This is a genomic window from Bradyrhizobium sp. 160, assembly GCF_023073735.1.
In the GTDB taxonomy this organism is placed as follows: domain Bacteria; phylum Pseudomonadota; class Alphaproteobacteria; order Rhizobiales; family Xanthobacteraceae; genus Bradyrhizobium.
Window position 1 is genome coordinate 1 of record NZ_JADPKD010000075.1, and the last position, 16,488, is coordinate 16,488.

Sequence of the window (16,488 nt, forward strand, 5' to 3'; positions counted from 1 at the left end):
GCCATGCCCGCCGGCCTCCAATCCCGGCGGCAAGCTTGAATCATCAAAACGCTGATTTGTGAATCCCCAGCGATTCAGTCCGATGGGCTAACGCTCTAGTCGCGACGAGCGCCTCCACAGAGCACGATATTGCGGAGCCGAAGGCGGCTCCTGAGTCGCGGCCGGTCAAAGGATGACGGGTGTCAATCCACCGATTTGTGCTGGACCAACCTCTTGAACTCGCCAGCAGGTTACGAGACACTTCGGACTATCCTCAAGCGCAATCGAGCAGAGATGATATTTCTCGTGCTCGCTCTCGGGGCTGCTTCGTGTCCAGTTGCGCTCTCCGTGCTATGGACGCGCCGATGGTTTAGAATCTGCTGGTATATACTGATGCTCGCGCTGCTCAGTGGGGTTATCAGCAGTCGACGCTAGGCCTCCGAATGAACCGCATCGGAGGCCGCACCTTCGTCTGCATGTTGTGGCGGACGGCTCGGTTGTCCTTGCGTAACCCTAACGCCCAACACTATTCAACCTGCACACACCAAGCGAAGTTCTCGAATGCGCATCACCTTCAGATCGACATATCTTTCCATCACTTCTTTCCCCGAAACCAACCTCCCCGATTTTACAGTCCTCACCGGCGTCAACGGTGCAGGCAAAACTCACTTTCTGCAGGCACTTGCGAATGGAAACCTTGTGGCGGATTGCGCACCGGGGTTAGCCAACGATATCAGGCTTTTCGACTTCAACTCTATGGTCCCTCAAGATACGGGTATTTTCTCAACTGAAGCGCTGAAGAATGAGCGGACCGAGGCATTTCAGAACTGGCAAGCGGCACGCAGCACACCTCCCGCATATACCGACGCGCTCCGTAGTTTCGTTCGATCGCACGGCTTTCCGCAGGAGTACGTTGCGCAACCACTCGCTGCGGCTAAGCTTACGCCAGAAACCATTGGTAAATTTTGTCGAGCTGACCGCGCACCGACCCTCTTCAGTGCCCTGCAACAGGCGCTAGAGCAAGCAGATCAACAATTCTTGTTGCGCATACCGGACCCTATGCGCTCAAGGATCCGTAGTATCGCAAAGGTCCATGCCAAGCACGTCTTCGAATTGGAGCAGTCCGACTTCTTCTCCACCAGTGCTTCTTCCTGGGGTGAGGTCAATCTATTTCAGCAATCCTTTGCGCGACTGTTCGTGGCATATCGCGACGTCCATTTGTCAAACGAGCTTGCGCAGCTTGCAAACCAGAAGGGGCAGAAGGACGTCTCGTTCCTCTCTGATGATGAATTTAATCGAAGATATGGAGCTGCGCCCTGGGATTTTGTGAATGCCTCGCTTGAGTCGGCAGGCTTGGACTTCACCATCAACCGTCCCGACCCAACAAGCTTCGCGCCCTTTCAACCAGAACTCACGAAACGGTCATCGGGCGTAACGATTTCCTTCAGCACGCTATCCTCAGGTGAAAAGATCTTGATGGCATTTGCGTTCTGCCTCTACTACTCGAGCGACCGTCGACAACTGACGAATTATCCGAAGATCCTACTGCTTGATGAGGTGGATGCCCCTCTCCACCCTTCCATGACACGAAGTCTACTCAACACAATTCGTGACACCCTCGTCGCCTCTCATAACATCAAAGTAATCTTGGCCACGCATTCGCCTTCGACAGTCGCCCTGGCCGCGGACGAATCTATCTACGTGATGACGCCATCGCTTCCGGGTGTTCATCGGAGCTCGCGGGCTGAAGCTCTCAATTTGCTGACTGTGGGCGTGCCAACGCTTGCCATTTCCTTCGAGGGCCGGAGACAGGTCTTCGTTGAGAGCTCGACGGACGCAAGGGTCTACGATGGGATCTATAAACTGCTGAAAGCCAGCTTGCAGTCCGAGCGTTCCCTGGAGTTCATAGCGACAGGCACTCGCTCGGCTACCGGTCAAGATCGGAACACAGGTTGTGAAGTCGTCAAACGAATTGTGAAAGATTTGAGCGCTGCAGGCAATCAATCGGCTTACGGTCTCTTAGACTGGGATGGCCATCATCAGCCGTCGGATCGGATCGCCGTTCTAGCTGCAGGTAGAAGAAACGGCTTGGAAAACGTGGTGCTCGATCCGCTGGCCATTGCGCTTCTCATCTGCAAACAGTTTCCTCAAGAGCGCGGCATTTTGGGTCTTGGGCCGGATGCTGGCTTTATCTCTTTTGCGGCTCTTGATCGGACACTGGCGCAAGCGGCGGTTGAAAGTATAACCCGAAGAGTTTTTGGAGGGCCGCCAACGGCCACAACGCCGACCAACTATGTTGGCGGCCTAAGACTTGAAATCGACACGCGATACCTGACAACCGACGATCACGAACTCGAGAACAAGTTAGCTGGCGCTTTTCCATATCTTAAGAGCATCACCAGGCAGCGAACCGGTGTTTTGATGGAGCATATCGTGACTCACGTATTCGCGGACGTTCCAAATGCCATACCAAGCGAGTTGTTCGAGGTGATGAAACTACTGCTTGAGCGTCCTAGCCACTGAGCTCGCTCAAAAGCTCGCAACGCCCTCCGGAAGTTGCCGCTCTAGAACTCGACGATTGTGCAGTTCACGTTGGTCAAACTAGCCGTTCCGCCATTCGTCCCCAGGCCCATGTCGAACCAATAGGCCGTCTCGACCGCAGGAACGCGACGCCGCCGAGGTGGAAGGAATACGGCGCGGCCGCGGTCGAGATCACCTGCGTGTTGCCGAAGCTCGCCCGTCAGAGCTGCCGCGTTGGCAGGAGCCGTTCCGGTGCCATAGCGGACGCATCGCGTATCGGTGTTGATGCTGATGTTCGAGTCTTCGCCAATAAACCGCACCTGCACGTGCCCAGTGGTAGACGTCGTGATTTTGCAGTCTCGCCCATTGCCACGCCCTGCGCTCACTCTCCGGTTTGCGGCTGGATAGGTGGCGGCAGTGGCGGAATGGCTGCGCGGGTCTTGGCAAGGATGCCACTATGAAGCTAGACGCGCCGTTTGGAGTTCGACAAATGCGGGGTGCTCGAAAGCACAGACTGGAAGTAGTCCTCGTCTAGAAATCGGAGCAGCTTTTTGAGCTCGGCTTTCTGTGCAGGTAGCAATAGCGCCACTTTGTCACCGTTAACTTCTGTTTCGAGGTTGATCCCGAAAACCAGAGCAGACGCCTTTGTTGCCTCGAAATCAATTCTGTCAAGGATGCCGCTCTGCATAACAAGCGCTACCTTGCGTCTTATCCAATTGTCGGAGGTCGCGATGAACGCCGCCAAGTCGCTTATTTTTAGCGCTTCGCTCCGAGCAAATTCATTTAGATCCTCATCAGTCGCCTCCATATAGTACTGAGTGAGATCAAAAACTTGGCGCGCGGAGTGAAAGCTAAAAAATGAAAGGCGATTGTTTTCTAGAATGGCCGAGAGATTGGCCCCGATGGTCAGCCCCACGCCTTCCACCTTTTTGAAGACGTCGGCTGAATGAAAAATCGCGAACCCTTTATTGGAAAGGATCCTCCTTCTGTCGAAATTCTGGATTAGCGCGATCCGCTTTCCGTCCTGGGTTTTACCCATGAAGAGAGCCTTGATCATCTCGAACTGCTCTGCCTCGGGCGCGATCTGCGGGACACCGAGAGGATTTGCGATCGCCTCGTGGAGCCCATCAATATCGTCGTAGTCATCAATGAAAAGACATTCGCCGTCGTCCGGCTTGTATTTCCCATCGAAGGCGATCTGCTCCTCACTGGAGACTCTAAATGCCTGTTCTTGATTGTTAAAGATCTCATCCATCTCGCGCTGTACATCGGCCGTCAGCGGAATTCGGACAATTCGACGATCACTCATCAACGCGAATAGATTCACTCAACGATCTCCAAAAGCATCGATCCGGAAATTCGTTTGACGGCTTTGACCTCGCGTGGGTCAAGGATCTCGCGCCGCGTGATCAACGTGTACACCATGCCGCTTGCTGACTCCGCTTTATAGAACCTGAAACCGAAAACTCGCAGCAACGGGCTAGGTACCGTTGCATCGGTGAACCAAAAAATTGCCCACACGACGAACCCCAGAAGAATAACGATGCTGATCGTGATTTCAGAAGCCCTGACGAGGAACGGGAAAATGTAGGTTACCACAACTCCCAAAACGAGGACATCATTCGATTCGATCTTCTTCGCAGTAAACGGAAATGCCTCGCCTTTCCACATGAGCGCAGAAAGAACGTAAACAACCGCCAGGCTGCCGATGCAACCCGCTACAACATAGTAGATCGCGTCCCAAAAGGAGCTGCCAGCAAATAGACGGGCAGCACCTACGCTGATTAGAGCGGGCGAAAAGGCCGCCACAAAAAGAACTGTCTTGAGAATGTTCCTCATTCAGTTCTCTCGTGGCACAAAAAGAACATAACGTGAATATACAAGGGATCATATGTAATGCAAGGCCGAACGCACCTTGGTCGCGGGAGAGCGCGCTCGAAAGCCTGGCACTGACTCCCAATCGTGCCCGAGAGTTCAGCATCGGTCATCTCTCGACGTCCCGGCCGCCGTGGATGCGGGCGATCAAAGATGCCCTGGAGCTTGATATCCGTTACGCGCCGCCGGTGCCGAGGTCGACAAGCGCTACTGTGAAGTTGGAAAAAGGCAGACCGTTCGCCTTGCACGAGGCAATGATCCGGCGGTAGTGCGCGATCTCCGCAGTCCTGATCGCTGCCGCTATGACGGCGCTTCCACCGCCAGCGGCGTAGGCAGCCGCCACCGCGGCTTGCCGGGACATCTCGCTATCAGTGCACGTTGCGTTGTGGGCTCGGTTTTCGGATGACACGGTTGCCATGACCGATGCTCCTGTTCACTGAACCAAACGGACGCGATTGCCGATCGGCATAAAGCCGGCCGGGATCAGCGGTCGCGCGAGATCCTGGATTGCGCGCATCCAGTCACTGCTACGCTTCGCCCGCGCGCGCTGCAGAGGCGTGACGGACACGGTGACTTGCCGCTCTTCGTTGCTCTTGGGGTCGACGACATCGATTTCATATTCGTACATCATGTTCAGAAGCCCTTCCGTTCGCCCTTGATACCGTTTGAAAGCACCACGTTTGCCGTAGTCATCAGCCGGACTGCCTCGGCGTCTCCAGCCAAGAAGCGCTTGGAGAATGCCGGATCATTCATGTGCCGGGTCCGCCAGTCCGAAACCATGCGGTATTCCTCCTTGCTGACGCCGGCGCCCTCCAGAGCTTCCCGCACCACTCCGTCGGACAAGCCGAGACTGCGCATCCAAGACGCGCCCTCGGCGAGCCGCTTGGAATCGCCGTCGGGGATCGTGTCGGCTCCGAGGATCACGCCGTTCATGGCGTTCTCGATTTCGTCGCCGCCCTTTCCCAGCACGCCATGCAGGTCGTTCCACTGCTGCGTCGCTGCGACATCGCCTGATAAGAGCTTTGAGCCGAATTCGGCGTTGCTCGTGAGCGCATCGATCTGGGCGCGGGCCTCGGCGGCGGCTGCCGGCGGCTGAAGGTGATCGGTCATGCTGCCTCCGAAATGTGAGATTTAAGCGCGTCGCGCAGAAGCCCGACGAAGTACGCGCCGGCTCGCCGGAAGGCGGTGGCCGCCGGTTCGATGGCAGGCCGATCGTGCGCCAGCAGAGCATGCGGCGGCCGCGCGCCCGGCAGGAATGCATTGGGCCGGCCGTGCTTGAACATCTCGCCGGCGAGCAGAGCGTCAATGGCTACCGGGTTCGCGACGCCGCCCACCAGGATGTCGATGGACTTGAAATCGATCGGATGCGGAACAATGCCGATGGGAAGTTTCCGCTGCAGCTCCTCCGAGAGCGTGCCGAGTTTGATGCGCAAGTCGGCCGCTTTTTCGAGATGTCCAGACAGCTCGATGCCGAGCCGCGTCCACTCCTCTGCCGTCGCCGCGAAATCCCGCAGCTGCTGTTCGCGCGCGGCCGCCTGCCGAGCGCCCTCCGTCTCGGCGTCCTGACGCAACGCCAGCTGCAAGGCGGCGCGCAGCTCGGCAACAGCCGTTCTGGCAGCATCGATCCTGCCACGGTGGGCCGCCAGCTTGTCCGCCGCGCCGGGCTCTCGCTCGGCTGCTTGCAGCGCGTATTCCGCCCCCTGCTCCTCGAGCTCAGCCAGGGCGCCCTCGGCACAATCGAGCTTCTCCCTGACGGCGAGCGCGCGCGCCACCGATGCGTCGGCTTGCGGCTTTGGTTGCTCTGCGGCGGTTTCGGCGGACTTCTTTCGGAACATGTCCACGATCCTCACGCTGCCTCGCTGCTGTGCTGATCCTGCCGACGCGCCGCGGCGACCGCGTCCTCCAGCCGGCACCGGATCCAATCGGAGACTGTGCGCCGATCGCGTGCGGCGATTTCCTTCACTTGCTCCTCGAGATCAGGCTTGATCCGCGCGCCGATCATCTTCGTATTTGCCATCGTCGACCTCTGCTAGCTTTGTGTTGCCAGCATTCGCAATGATTTGCGGATCGCTAGCAACGCACCACAATGTTTCCGGTGGCGAGCTGGGGGCGGATGGCTTCTGCTTCGGCGGACGCCGCTTCCGAGGCCGCCAGCGCGACCGCACGCGCTCCGCCCGTTCTGGGTCCTCCACGATCACCGCAAACGCGATACGCATCCCCAGCGCGTCCAGAAGGGCCTGGAGCGACATTTCACCAAAACCCCTCATCGGTGGGTCGGCGAGCAGCTTGCTCACGTAGCCGCCCTGCAGGCCCGTGATGCCGTCGAGCGTTTCGTGGCTCAGGTCGAGCTCGTCCCGCCGGTCGCGGACGGCCTGGAGCAACTGCTCGCGTGATGCGATGAGGCGAGGTTTCACGTTAGACAATGCTCAACGATGTTTGCGGAAGATGGCGGCCGAATTTTTGGGAGACTGGCGCGAAAAAGAACGGGCAGGTAAAAATCGGATAGCGCGCGGGATTTCCCCCCACCCCCCTCGATCCTGGATTTCGTCGAGCCAAACCATGGCTATCGGGCACGGGATCTGCCGGCTTCCTCGCGCGCGTCAGCTTCCAAGAGTGTTGAAGTTCATGAGAGAGCGCGCGCGAAAACCCTTTCCCGACCGACGCCACATGATTGGGACAAAGCGGTCGGCAACGCTGAGGAGCGAGCGCAATCAAGCGTTTGCGGTCGGGCAGCAATGTGTGACGAGACTGCGGGAAGCGCCCGGGAAGCGAGGAATACCCCAGGGTAACTGTTACTAACGCGTTAGGGCCATAGTCGATCGATCGCATAATGCACCGCCGATCGGCCCTGACCTCGGCGTTACGGCACGCATGCCGATAACGAGGTGCTTTTCCCCCTCTTGCTTCCCTTCCCTTTTTCGGGTCGCCGGACCGACGGGCCCACCGGCCCAAGGCGGGGCTGCGATCCGCCCGGGGGTATGGGGGGATTGAACACAGGGTGATCGCAGATGATCGAAGCCGGATCGCAGGGTGATCGGTACGGTGATCACAGCATGATCGCAGGGTGATTTGGGTGGATCGCAGGGTGATCGCAGGCATGATCAGGCCTTCCGCGCGATGCGTTTGGTCCCGCGGGATGGCGGGCCGTAGGGCACGGCCTCAATGACGCCGGCGGCGAACAGGCGCTCTTGGGCTGCCTGGAAGGCGCGCGCGGTCATGCCATCGGCCTGTGGCATCTCGGCGAACTCCTTGGGCGCGAAGCCGCGGCCCTTGCCGGGACAGACGTGGCGACCCTGCGTCGTCACCGCGTCGAGGCATTCGAGGTAGCGCTGCTCGGCGACCGCGTTGCCGGCGGCCTGGTGCGGAGCGCTGGCCGTGCCCTCTATGACGAAGCAGCCATCCTCCCACTGCAGCTTCACCTTCTCGCCGGTCGGCCCGTAGTTCGATTTCTTCACCTCGAGCACGCGGCCGGTGCTGCCGTCGTCTCCCTGCACGGTCTCGAGATGCAGGCGCGCCCGGGTTGCGTTCTGCCAATCCATGCTGCCGCCGCGGCCGGTGCCGCTGGTGATGCCGGACAAGCTCGGATGGTCGAGTAGCAGTACCGAGCAATCGAAGTCCTGGGCGAGCCGCCGAAAGAGACTGACAAAGGTGCGAGCGCTGACGCGGTCGTTTTGGTTGCCGCCGAATGTCGCGGCGATGCTGTCGACCACGATCAAGGCCGGCCGGATTTGCCCTGCAGCAGTAGTCAGCGCCTCGAACAGTGGCGTCGGGACCATGACCCCGTCGGGCCGTGACACAGCTAGCAGGCATTTTTCTGGGCTGGCGAAGTGGAAGTGCAGGCCCTCGATCTCGTCCGGATCGAGGCCGCGCTTCTCGGCGACGCGGACCAGCCGCCGACGCATTTCGTGGTCCGGCTCTTCGGCGCTGAAAAAGATCACGGGCCCAGCTTCTACGGTGGTGCCGAGCCAGTCACCGAGGCCACAGGCGACGGAAACGGCAAGTTGCAGCGCCACCGTGGTCTTGCCGCCGCCGCCGTCGCCGGAGAGGATCGTGGCGTCACTCGCAGGGATCCGGCTTGTGGCGAGCCAGCGCATGCGCAGCAGCGCGGTACCGCGCCACGCCGATGGGCTGACAAGGGCCAGCGGAGCCACCGGTGAGTTCGCAGCGTAGGCAGGCCTGCCCACCTCAACCGTCGCCGCTACCGACTGTGGCTCCGTCGGATCGCCACCGAAAGCTTCGAACGAATCGACAGGCGGCGGCTCGTCGTGGGATGTGACTTCACCCCTGAAACCAAAGTCTTCGAACACTTGGAGGGCCATCGCTCGCGTTGCAGGGTCCAGCATCAAGCAACCTCCAGCATCCCGACGAGTGTCGGCACATCAGCGGGATGGTTGCGAAGCCACGTGGCCAGCCGCTCGGGATCACCTTCGCGCACGACGTAGTGGAAGGCGTCGATCGTGGACTGCGCCGTGCGATACGGCAGTTTCTCGATCGCGGGGACCTGCTGCATGGGCGGCAGTTCGCCAGTCCAGCGCCAGCGGTCGCGAGGATCAGCAAGCTCCCACTGCATGACAAGCCTGCTCGCATAGTCCGACTGCAAACCTTCAGCCGGCGAGAAGGCTAGCGACATAATCGCCTGCACTTCGTCTTGGCCGATCTCGTCAACGACACCCCACAGCTCAGCGTGCCGCTGAGCGCAGTCGACCGCGTCGGTTTTTTCCAGGATGCCATCGAGCCACCAGCCGACATAGTCCTGGCAAAGCTCTTCGAATGCGCCGACGTTGCTCATTCGGTATTGCTCGCGTCCAGCAAGCCAAGCTCCTGGGCTTTTGCCAGGGCTTTATTGATAGCCTTCGCGAGATCGGGCAGACGCGTGACCTTGATGGCGATGCCCTTTGGGGTCGGCTTTAGCTTGCCGTCGCGATGCATCGCGTGCTTGCGCACGTTGATGAGGTTGTGTCCCTGGTATGTCGACAGCTCGGTGATGATCGCGTCGTGGCGACGGTTGGCCCAAAACTGGTCGACAACGACCGGCTCGGCGAGCTCCGGCTTGCGTGCTCCCATGATCAGGCCGCCGTCTCAGTCATGCGAGATGCGAGCCATCGGCGATTTTCGCCGATCGTCACGCCAATGCGGCGAGTGGAGATCCTTACAAACTGGGGACCCTTGCCATCACGCAATAGGCGTTGCCCCGTGCTACGGCTGAAGCCATTGAGGCGGCACCACTCATCGAACGAGAGCATCCGAATGTCGGATAGTGCGAGGTCGTCGGTCACGAAACGCTCCCTGAGCATCTAAGATGCCAAAGGAGTATTCAGCGCGCGCTAGGCTGTAACCGTAAAATAACTCGGCCTCTCAATCCTTGAACCAACCTTCATCGCGCGCGCGAACCTTGGCGCCGCGAAACAACTGACGCACACGCTCCATTTCGGCTCGCCCAATCTTGTCGGGCCCAAGTCCGAAGTAAGTCTCGGCATACCATCGATAGAAGGCCTCCTTCCCAGCGCCCGGGTTGCCAAGCATCCACGACTGTTCCAGAGCGACAAGCTCTGCGCGCGTGAAATAGTCCTCGCGCTTGCGCTTCTGGTCCCCGACGTGCCGAGGATCGGAAACAAACTTGGAAGGAGGCCTTCCCATCTTTCAGCTCTCAGCCCGACGGAGCTGGACGACGTTGTCGGCCGGCGCGACGATCGCCAGCAAGTAAGCCTCCCACTTGCGCAAAGCTTCTCCGATCTCCGCCTCGTAGGAGTGATGGTCGTAAACCCCGCCGATGCCTGACTTGTGGCCGGCATGGTTCAGGACCAGCTCGGCGATATGCGGGAGCACGCCCAGCTTGCCCAAGCGCGTCCGAACCGTGCGGCGCAGGTCGTGCAGGCGCCATGGTGCCAAGCTCTTGCCGGCGGCCGTGGTAATCGCGGCGTTGATCCGGAGGGTGTTATAGCTCCAGGCGTTGAAACCGCTTGGGCCGCCTCCGAAGACCGTCTCCCGGCCGTGCCGACGCGGTACTTCCCGCAGTATGCCGCGAGCAGTCTCGGGCAGCGGCAGGACAAACGGGCGTTTGCTCTTGATGCGCTCCTTGGGGAACGTGATTTTTCCGGCATCCAAATCGAGCTCCGACCAGCGGAGCGCGCCGATCTCGTCGCGCCGACAGGCTGTGAGGAGCAGAACCCGCACGATGCGGCCGAAGTCATCGTCACCGCAATGGCGCCAGATCGCCCGGATCTCGTCGTCGGTCAGGACGCGATCGCGCGGCTCTTTGCCCTCAATCGGGTTCTCCGTCCCGATCACCGGATTGGCCCTCACCTTGGCCTGACGCATTGCCCAGACGAAGAAGGCCCCCAGGGTGCCGCGAGCGCGGGCCGCCGAGGTCGGACCATGGTCGCGGACGAGATCGCGCAGCAGCCCCGCGACGTCCGAGAAAGTCACCTTCGTGACGCCCTTCTTGTGCAGCGGCGTGCAGTGGTCGAGCAGATACCGCTTGGCAGCGATGTAGGTGTTGGGCCGCATCTTGGACACGCGGGTCTCGAGATATTCCTCTGCCGCCTTCAGGAAGGTGTCGGCCTCTGCTGCCTGCTCTGCCTCCAGGCGCTTCCGATCGGCTACCGGGTCAATGTGGAGCTCGACCTGGGCAAACCGCTTCCGCGCGATCTCGCGAGCGTCCTTCAGCTCCAGCTTCCGCACGTCCCCAAGGCTCTCGCGCCGCTGCTTCCGGCCGATCCGGTACTGAACAACGAACGAGCTTCGCCCTCCTCGGAGCCGGACACCGAAGGAAGGCAGCTCAGGATCCCAGTGGATGAAATCCGACTTGTCAGCCGGCGCGACCAATTTGCGGACCGAGGCGTCAGTCCATTTATTTGCTCTATCCGAAATCATGGGAAGCAGTCCTCGTTTTTGGGAAGCACGGGGACGCGTCAACTTGACCAATAGTGAACACTGCTGAGGCCGACAGTCACGTGCTAGTGCCGACTAAGCCATTGATATCTGTGGATGTTGACGTGTCCTGAATGCTCGTGACGCTTCAGGCTACCTGTTAGCCGGAGATCGACAGCACATGGCCCAAGCCCCGAGATGAACATGGCGTCGTTGACGGGCGTGGTGATGGCATCGCGCCGCCCGGTGAGCAGCGCGGTCGCGATCGCACGGTTGTCGCCCTCGAGCGTCGCACGGATGCGTGCATCGATCGCATCACGCAAGCCCTGCATGAAGGCTGCGTAGCGCAGCCGCAAGCCGCCGGTCTCCGGCGGGGCTGCCACCGTAATCGCGCCCATTGCAAAACCAGAGGCGCCGATGCCTTGAAAGAACATGTCGCGGGAGAAATCGTAGCTGCCCGGGCGCACGGGAGAGATCGGCGGCATCAAGCGCGCCTTCAGCTGCACGAAACTGCCGACCTGCGGTGCCATCCCCTTGCGCACCGAGAGGCGGACGCGCTCGAGCCTGACGTCGCTGCGCTGCGCCTCCGTGGCGGTGACGCGCAGCACGAAGCGATCCGTGCGCTCGCGGATGTCGCGGGTCTCGACGTAGCCCGACAGCAATACCGAATAGAGTGGCTTGGCCAGCACCGTATGGGCAATGCGCGCCGTCTTCCAGGTCGCCATGGCAAAGCCAGCCGCGACCGCCGCGATCATGATCGCGGGCGCGAACAGCCGACTCCGCCGCAACAGGACGGCGCCGAGCATGAGCGCGATGGCGGTCGCGGCAACGACCCACAGCACCGGCTCCTGATCGGCAGCGAAATAGAGCGCGATGCCGCCTGAAGGCGACCGGCAGCCACGGCAGCAGCCGGCCGGCGCCGGCCTCGGCACGCACCCATTCGCGCGCCGTCTCGACGATCGCGGGCCAGACGCCAAAGCCCGCCGGCGCAAAGCCGCCAGCGGGCGCGGCGCGGCCAACCGGCCACGTTCCGGCAACTCCCTGGGAGCGCACTGGCCGGCCAAGCTCCGCCATTTCCTGCACCTTACGATACGCGATAGGTGCAGAGGCTACCGGAACGTGCGGCTGTGCGAATAGCGGTACGGATCAGGAACGAACTTGGACGCCCCTACTTTTCCTCTTCCATGGTCACGGCGACCGAGGCCTTGGCCGAGAGGCGGACCTTGTTGCCTTCGACGTCGGCAACGAGACCCTTATCGATGAAATGATGGTGGCCCTTGTGGCGGCCCTCGCCGCTGTCCTTCTTGGTCAGCTTGATGCGGTTGCCCTCAACGCGATCGACGGTGCCGATATGGACGCCATCGGCGCCGATGATTTCCATATGTTCTGCGATGTTCTGCATGGATGGACCCTCGTTTGGATTCACCCCAACGTCAGAGGCGCGCGTTCGTTTCCCACGCGAAAATGACGATGCCGTGTGCCGCCCGCTCGTCAGATCAGCGGTTCCTTTGACGAGGCATGGTGGTTGACGATCTTCCACGCGCCGTCCTCGCGGATGAGGACCCAGCTCATCTTGACGACGAGATCAGGACGCTCGCCGGCGAGATCGAACGAGACGGTTGCCGCCATGTTGATCAGGTCAGGACCTGCCTGCGCGGCATGCACCTCGGAAAACATCGCACTCGGCTTGCGCCATCGCGGCAGGCCGTTGAAATAGTCCGCAACGCCGTCCCTGCCCCGGTAGAGTTTCGGGTTGGAGCCGAAGAAGAACGCGTTGCTCGCATAGAGCGAGGACAGCGCGGCTGCATCAAGCGTCGCGAAGCCGGCGCACCATTTCGCGATGATGGCGGAAACGATGGCGTCGGTTTCGTTGCTCATGGGTGCCTCAACCTTTCGCGACTTCCTTTGCAAACGTGTCGCGCAGACCGATGGTGCGCGAAAACACCGGCTTGCCCGGCGTCGAGTCCTTGTCGCGCACGAAATAGCCCTGGCGCTCGAACTGCATCGGCTCGGTCGAATTGCTCTCCGCGACCGATGCCTCGATCCGCGCATCGGACAGGATCTCCAGCGACTGAGGGTTGAGATCGGCCGCGAAATTCGAGGCGTCCGGGCTCGGATTGGAGAACAGCTGGTGATAGATGCGGATTTCAGCAGGCTTCGACGTCGCTGCCGGCAGCCAGTGCATCGTCGCCTTGACCTTGCGCCCATCGGGCGCGTTGCCGCCCTTGGTCGCGGGATCGTAGGTGCAGCGCAGCTCCACCACCTCGCCTGCGTCGTTCTTGATCACGCCGGTGCACTTGACGAAATAGGCATAGCGCAGGCGCACCTCGTTGCCTGGCGACAAGCGGAAGAATTTCTTCGGCGGGTTCTCCATGAAGTCGTCGCGCTCGATATAGAGCTCGCGGCCGAAGCTGATCTTGCGCGTGCCGGCGCTGAGGTCATCCGGGTGGTTGATCGCCTCGAGCTCCTCGACCTGCCCTTCCGGATAGTTCTCGATCACCACTTTCAGCGGCTTCAGCACCGCCATGCGGCGCTGCGCTGTGCGGTTCAGCTCCTCGCGGATGCAGAACTCGAGCATGCCGACATCGACCACGCTGTTGGACTTGGCAACGCCGATGCGCCTGACGAATTCGCGCAGCGCGGCCGGCGGCACGCCGCGGCGGCGCATCCCCGCGATGGTCGGCATGCGCGGATCGTCCCAGCCCGCGACATGGCCGTCGCGAACGAGCTGGGTCAGCACGCGCTTCGACAGCAGCGTGTAAGTCAGGTTCAGCCGCGCGAACTCGTACTGGTGCGGCTTCGAGGGCACCGGCAGCTTGTCGATGAACCAGTCATAGAGGGGGCGGTGGTCCTCGAACTCCAGCGTGCAGATCGAGTGCGTGATGCCCTCGATCGCATCCGACTGGCCGTGGGCATAATCGTAGCTCGGATAGATGCACCACGCGTCACCGGTGCGCGGATGATGCGCGTGCAGGATGCGGTACAGAACGGGATCGCGCAGATTGATGTTGCCCGCGGCCATGTCGATCTTAGCCCGCAGCACGCGTGCGCCGTTCGGGAATTCGCCGGCCTTCATGCGGCGGAACAGGTCGAGGTTCTCCGCAACACTGCGGTCGCGGAACGGCGAGTTCTTGCCGGGCTCGGTCAGCGTGCCGCGCGAGAGGCGGATCTCCTCCTGGGTCTGGTCGTCGACATAGGCGAGGCCGTCGCGGATCAGCTGCTCCGCCCATTCATAGAGGCGATCGAAATAGTCGGAGGCGAAGAACAGGTTCTTGCCCCAGTCGAAGCCGAGCCAGCGCACGTCGGCCTGGATCGCATCGATATATTCCTGTTCTTCCTTGACCGGATTGGTGTCGTCGAAGCGCAGATGGCAGCGGCCCGGAAACTCCTGCGCGATGCCGAAATTGAGCGCAATCGACTTGGCGTGGCCGATATGCAAATAGCCGTTCGGCTCCGGCGGGAACCGGGTCACGATCTCCTTGTACTTGCCCTGATCGAGATCGGCCTGGATGATGTCACGAATGAAATCGCGCCCAACCTCAGTCGCCACCGGTTCTGTCATTACGAAAATCCTGTAGGGAAATCAGCGGTTCTTCTGCCAAATTCGTGTGGCCGCGCCAAGGCCCACGAGGTCGGCCGACGGGCTTTAGTTATGTCCCGTTCCTGCTATACACCACCGCTTCCCATGCATAGGCCCTGCCAAGAATGACCGATTCCGTCGTCACGCGCTTCGCTCCCTCGCCGACCGGCTTCCTCCATATCGGAGGCGCCCGCACGGCGCTGTTCAACTGGCTCTATGCGAAGAAGCACGGCGGCAAGATGCTGCTGCGGATCGAGGACACCGACCGCGAGCGCTCCACCGAGGCCGCCATCGCTGCCATACTCGATGGACTCAAATGGCTTGAGCTCGGCTGGGACGGCGAGGTCATCTACCAGTTCGCCCGCGCCGCCCGCCACCGCGAGGTCGCCGAGCAGCTGCTCGCCGACGGCAAAGCCTATCGCTGCTACGCCACGGCCGAAGAGCTCGCCGCCATGCGCGAGAAGGCGCGCACAGAGGGCCGTACTCGCCTCTATGACGGCCTATGGCGCGACCGCGACCCGGCGACCGCCCCGACCGATGTGAAGCCCACCATTCGCCTGCGCGCGCCGCAGACCGGCGAGACCGTGATCGAGGACCAGGTCCAGGGCCGCGTGGTCTGGCAGAACGAGAATCTCGACGACCTCGTACTTCTGCGGGGCGATGGCAATCCGACCTACATGCTCGCCGTGGTCGTGGATGACCATGACATGGGCGTCACCCATGTCATTCGCGGCGACGACCATCTGATCAACGCCGCCCGCCAGAAGCAGATCTACGATGCGATGGGCTGGACGCTGCCGAGCATGTCCCACATCCCCCTGATCCACGGCCCGGACGGCTCGAAGCTGTCGAAGCGCCACGGCGCGCTCGGCGTCGATGCTTATCGCGCCATGGGCTACCTGCCGGCGGCGCTGCGCAACTACCTCGTCCGGCTCGGCTGGAGCCATGGCGACCAGGAGATCTTCTCGACCGAGGAGATGATCGCAGCGTTCGACCTCGCCGGCGTCGGCCGCGCCGCCGCCCGCTTCGATTTCGCCAAGCTAGAAAACCTCAACGGCCACTACATCCGTCATGCCGACGATCAATCACTCGTGAAGATGTTCGAAGATGTGCTCAATCACGTCGTGCCCAGCCGCGACGAGATCAAGGCCAAGTTAAACGACAACACGCGAGCGCAGCTCTTGAAGGCCATGCCGGCCCTGAAGGAGCGCGCCAAGACGCTGATCGAGCTGATCGATGGCGCCTACTTCATCTTTGCCGACCGCCCGCTGCAGCTCGATGCCAAGGCGCAGGCGCTGCTGACAGCCGAGAACCGCAAGCTGATCGGCCAGCTTCATTCCGCGCTGGAGAAAGTCGAGACATGGAGCGGCGCCAGCACGGAAGCTGCGCTGCGCAGTTTTGCCGAGGAAAATAGTCTCAAGCTCGGCGCGGTCGCCCAGCCCTTGCGGGCCGCGCTGACGGGACGGACCACCTCACCTGGTATTTTTGAGGTTTTGGACGTTCTTGGACGCCAGGAGAGCCTGGGCCGGCTTAAAGATCAGTCTACGACGTAAGTCGACCATGCGTGCGGCGATCTTGCAGCGCACACAGCAATAATATACCCATCTCCCCGTACATTCTGGAACATCCGGCCTGCCCCCAACGATCTCCTTTGGGGCTCCGGC

The 16,488-nt window shown here is 61.1% G+C and carries 17 protein-coding genes and 1 pseudogene; 2 read left to right on the forward strand and 16 right to left on the reverse strand.

What is annotated here, in order from left to right; all coding sequences use genetic code 11:
• The first annotated feature begins 540 nt into the window (after nucleotides 1-540).
• A complete protein-coding gene (locus tag IVA98_RS31075) occupies nucleotides 541-2,502 on the forward strand; it encodes an ATP-dependent nuclease (protein ID WP_247356174.1) in 1,962 nt (653 codons plus the stop codon).
• A 460-nt stretch (nucleotides 2,503-2,962) separates the two neighbouring features.
• Here the strand turns inward: IVA98_RS31075 and IVA98_RS31080 are convergent, their stop codons facing one another.
• The 16 genes and pseudogenes from IVA98_RS31080 to IVA98_RS31155 form a co-directional block, all read right to left on the reverse strand.
• The gene (locus IVA98_RS31080) at nucleotides 2,963-3,826 is read right to left on the reverse strand and encodes a Kiwa anti-phage protein KwaB-like domain-containing protein (protein ID WP_247356175.1); all 864 of its coding nucleotides are present in this window, start codon (nucleotides 3,824-3,826) and stop codon (nucleotides 2,963-2,965) included.
• Nucleotides 3,823-4,338 (reverse strand): KwaA family protein, encoded by a 516-nt coding sequence (locus IVA98_RS31085; RefSeq protein WP_247356176.1) that lies wholly within the window; start codon nucleotides 4,336-4,338, stop codon nucleotides 3,823-3,825. The genes IVA98_RS31080 and IVA98_RS31085 overlap by 4 nt, the downstream gene beginning before the upstream one ends.
• A gap of 211 nt (nucleotides 4,339-4,549) precedes the next feature.
• Nucleotides 4,550-4,735 (reverse strand): hypothetical protein, encoded by a 186-nt coding sequence (locus IVA98_RS31090; protein WP_247356177.1) that lies wholly within the window; start codon nucleotides 4,733-4,735, stop codon nucleotides 4,550-4,552.
• 72 nt (nucleotides 4,736-4,807) lie between these two features.
• The gene (locus IVA98_RS31095; RefSeq protein WP_247356178.1) at nucleotides 4,808-5,005 is read right to left on the reverse strand and encodes a hypothetical protein; all 198 of its coding nucleotides are present in this window, start codon (nucleotides 5,003-5,005) and stop codon (nucleotides 4,808-4,810) included.
• A gap of 2 nt (nucleotides 5,006-5,007) precedes the next feature.
• Nucleotides 5,008-5,484, reverse strand: coding sequence for a hypothetical protein (locus IVA98_RS31100; protein ID WP_247356186.1), 477 nt, complete (start codon nucleotides 5,482-5,484; stop codon nucleotides 5,008-5,010).
• Nucleotides 5,481-6,209, reverse strand: coding sequence for a hypothetical protein (locus IVA98_RS31105; RefSeq protein ID WP_247356194.1), 729 nt, complete (start codon nucleotides 6,207-6,209; stop codon nucleotides 5,481-5,483). Before IVA98_RS31105 ends, IVA98_RS31100 begins: the two co-directional genes overlap by 4 nt.
• Before the next feature lie 141 nt (nucleotides 6,210-6,350).
• Nucleotides 6,351-6,788 carry a helix-turn-helix domain-containing protein gene (locus tag IVA98_RS31110; protein WP_247356196.1) on the reverse strand — a complete coding sequence of 146 codons (438 nt, stop codon included), beginning with the start codon at nucleotides 6,786-6,788 and terminating at the stop codon, nucleotides 6,351-6,353.
• A gap of 687 nt (nucleotides 6,789-7,475) precedes the next feature.
• Nucleotides 7,476-8,525 (reverse strand): AAA family ATPase, encoded by a 1,050-nt coding sequence (locus IVA98_RS31115; RefSeq protein ID WP_247356207.1) that lies wholly within the window; start codon nucleotides 8,523-8,525, stop codon nucleotides 7,476-7,478.
• A gap of 191 nt (nucleotides 8,526-8,716) precedes the next feature.
• Entirely contained in the window at nucleotides 8,717-9,163 is a 447-nt protein-coding gene (locus IVA98_RS31120; RefSeq protein ID WP_247356208.1) for a hypothetical protein, read from the reverse strand.
• A complete protein-coding gene (locus IVA98_RS31125) occupies nucleotides 9,160-9,438 on the reverse strand; it encodes a transcriptional coactivator p15/PC4 family protein (protein ID WP_247294831.1) in 279 nt (92 codons plus the stop codon). Before IVA98_RS31125 ends, IVA98_RS31120 begins: the two co-directional genes overlap by 4 nt.
• A gap of 2 nt (nucleotides 9,439-9,440) precedes the next feature.
• Entirely contained in the window at nucleotides 9,441-9,650 is a 210-nt protein-coding gene (locus tag IVA98_RS31130; RefSeq protein ID WP_235884683.1) for a helix-turn-helix transcriptional regulator, read from the reverse strand.
• A gap of 364 nt (nucleotides 9,651-10,014) precedes the next feature.
• Nucleotides 10,015-11,247, reverse strand: coding sequence for a tyrosine-type recombinase/integrase (locus IVA98_RS31135; RefSeq protein WP_256468192.1), 1,233 nt, complete (start codon nucleotides 11,245-11,247; stop codon nucleotides 10,015-10,017).
• Between the two features lie 160 nt (nucleotides 11,248-11,407).
• A pseudogene (locus IVA98_RS31140) lies at nucleotides 11,408-12,318 on the reverse strand (DUF4131 domain-containing protein); the annotation flags it as partial.
• Between the two features lie 94 nt (nucleotides 12,319-12,412).
• The gene (locus tag IVA98_RS31145) at nucleotides 12,413-12,646 is read right to left on the reverse strand and encodes a DUF2171 domain-containing protein (protein ID WP_247275955.1); all 234 of its coding nucleotides are present in this window, start codon (nucleotides 12,644-12,646) and stop codon (nucleotides 12,413-12,415) included.
• An 89-nt stretch (nucleotides 12,647-12,735) separates the two neighbouring features.
• Nucleotides 12,736-13,122: a YybH family protein gene (locus IVA98_RS31150; protein ID WP_247335691.1), complete on the reverse strand. Its 387-nt coding sequence runs from the start codon at nucleotides 13,120-13,122 to the stop codon at nucleotides 12,736-12,738.
• Nucleotides 13,123-13,129: 7 nt separating this feature from the next.
• Nucleotides 13,130-14,806, reverse strand: a complete 1,677-nt coding sequence (locus IVA98_RS31155) for a glutamine--tRNA ligase/YqeY domain fusion protein (RefSeq protein WP_247294826.1) — start codon at nucleotides 14,804-14,806, stop codon at nucleotides 13,130-13,132.
• A gap of 143 nt (nucleotides 14,807-14,949) precedes the next feature.
• Between IVA98_RS31155 and gltX the strand changes: the two genes are divergently transcribed.
• The gene (gene gltX / locus IVA98_RS31160) at nucleotides 14,950-16,377 is read left to right on the forward strand and encodes a glutamate--tRNA ligase (protein WP_247294823.1); all 1,428 of its coding nucleotides are present in this window, start codon (nucleotides 14,950-14,952) and stop codon (nucleotides 16,375-16,377) included.
• Nucleotides 16,378-16,488: the final 111 nt, after the last annotated feature.

What these genes read in the sequence shown, in the direction of transcription:
- gltX (WP_247294823.1), top strand. Translation starts at nt 14,950, where the DNA reads ATGACCGATTCCGTCGTCACGCGCTTCGCTCCCTCGCCGACCGGCTTC.
- IVA98_RS31085 (WP_247356176.1), bottom strand. Translation starts at nt 4,338, where the DNA reads ATGAGGAACATTCTCAAGACAGTTCTTTTTGTGGCGGCCTTTTCGCCC.
- IVA98_RS31145 (WP_247275955.1), bottom strand. Translation starts at nt 12,646, where the DNA reads ATGCAGAACATCGCAGAACATATGGAAATCATCGGCGCCGATGGCGTC.
- IVA98_RS31155 (WP_247294826.1), bottom strand. Translation starts at nt 14,806, where the DNA reads ATGACAGAACCGGTGGCGACTGAGGTTGGGCGCGATTTCATTCGTGAC.
- IVA98_RS31125 (WP_247294831.1), bottom strand. Translation starts at nt 9,438, where the DNA reads ATGGGAGCACGCAAGCCGGAGCTCGCCGAGCCGGTCGTTGTCGACCAG.
- IVA98_RS31075 (WP_247356174.1), top strand. Translation starts at nt 541, where the DNA reads ATGCGCATCACCTTCAGATCGACATATCTTTCCATCACTTCTTTCCCC.
- IVA98_RS31095 (WP_247356178.1), bottom strand. Translation starts at nt 5,005, where the DNA reads ATGATGTACGAATATGAAATCGATGTCGTCGACCCCAAGAGCAACGAA.
- IVA98_RS31105 (WP_247356194.1), bottom strand. Translation starts at nt 6,209, where the DNA reads ATGTTCCGAAAGAAGTCCGCCGAAACCGCCGCAGAGCAACCAAAGCCG.
- IVA98_RS31120 (WP_247356208.1), bottom strand. Translation starts at nt 9,163, where the DNA reads ATGAGCAACGTCGGCGCATTCGAAGAGCTTTGCCAGGACTATGTCGGC.
- IVA98_RS31100 (WP_247356186.1), bottom strand. Translation starts at nt 5,484, where the DNA reads ATGACCGATCACCTTCAGCCGCCGGCAGCCGCCGCCGAGGCCCGCGCC.
- IVA98_RS31150 (WP_247335691.1), bottom strand. Translation starts at nt 13,122, where the DNA reads ATGAGCAACGAAACCGACGCCATCGTTTCCGCCATCATCGCGAAATGG.
- IVA98_RS31090 (WP_247356177.1), bottom strand. Translation starts at nt 4,735, where the DNA reads ATGTCCCGGCAAGCCGCGGTGGCGGCTGCCTACGCCGCTGGCGGTGGA.
- IVA98_RS31135 (WP_256468192.1), bottom strand. Translation starts at nt 11,247, where the DNA reads ATGATTTCGGATAGAGCAAATAAATGGACTGACGCCTCGGTCCGCAAA.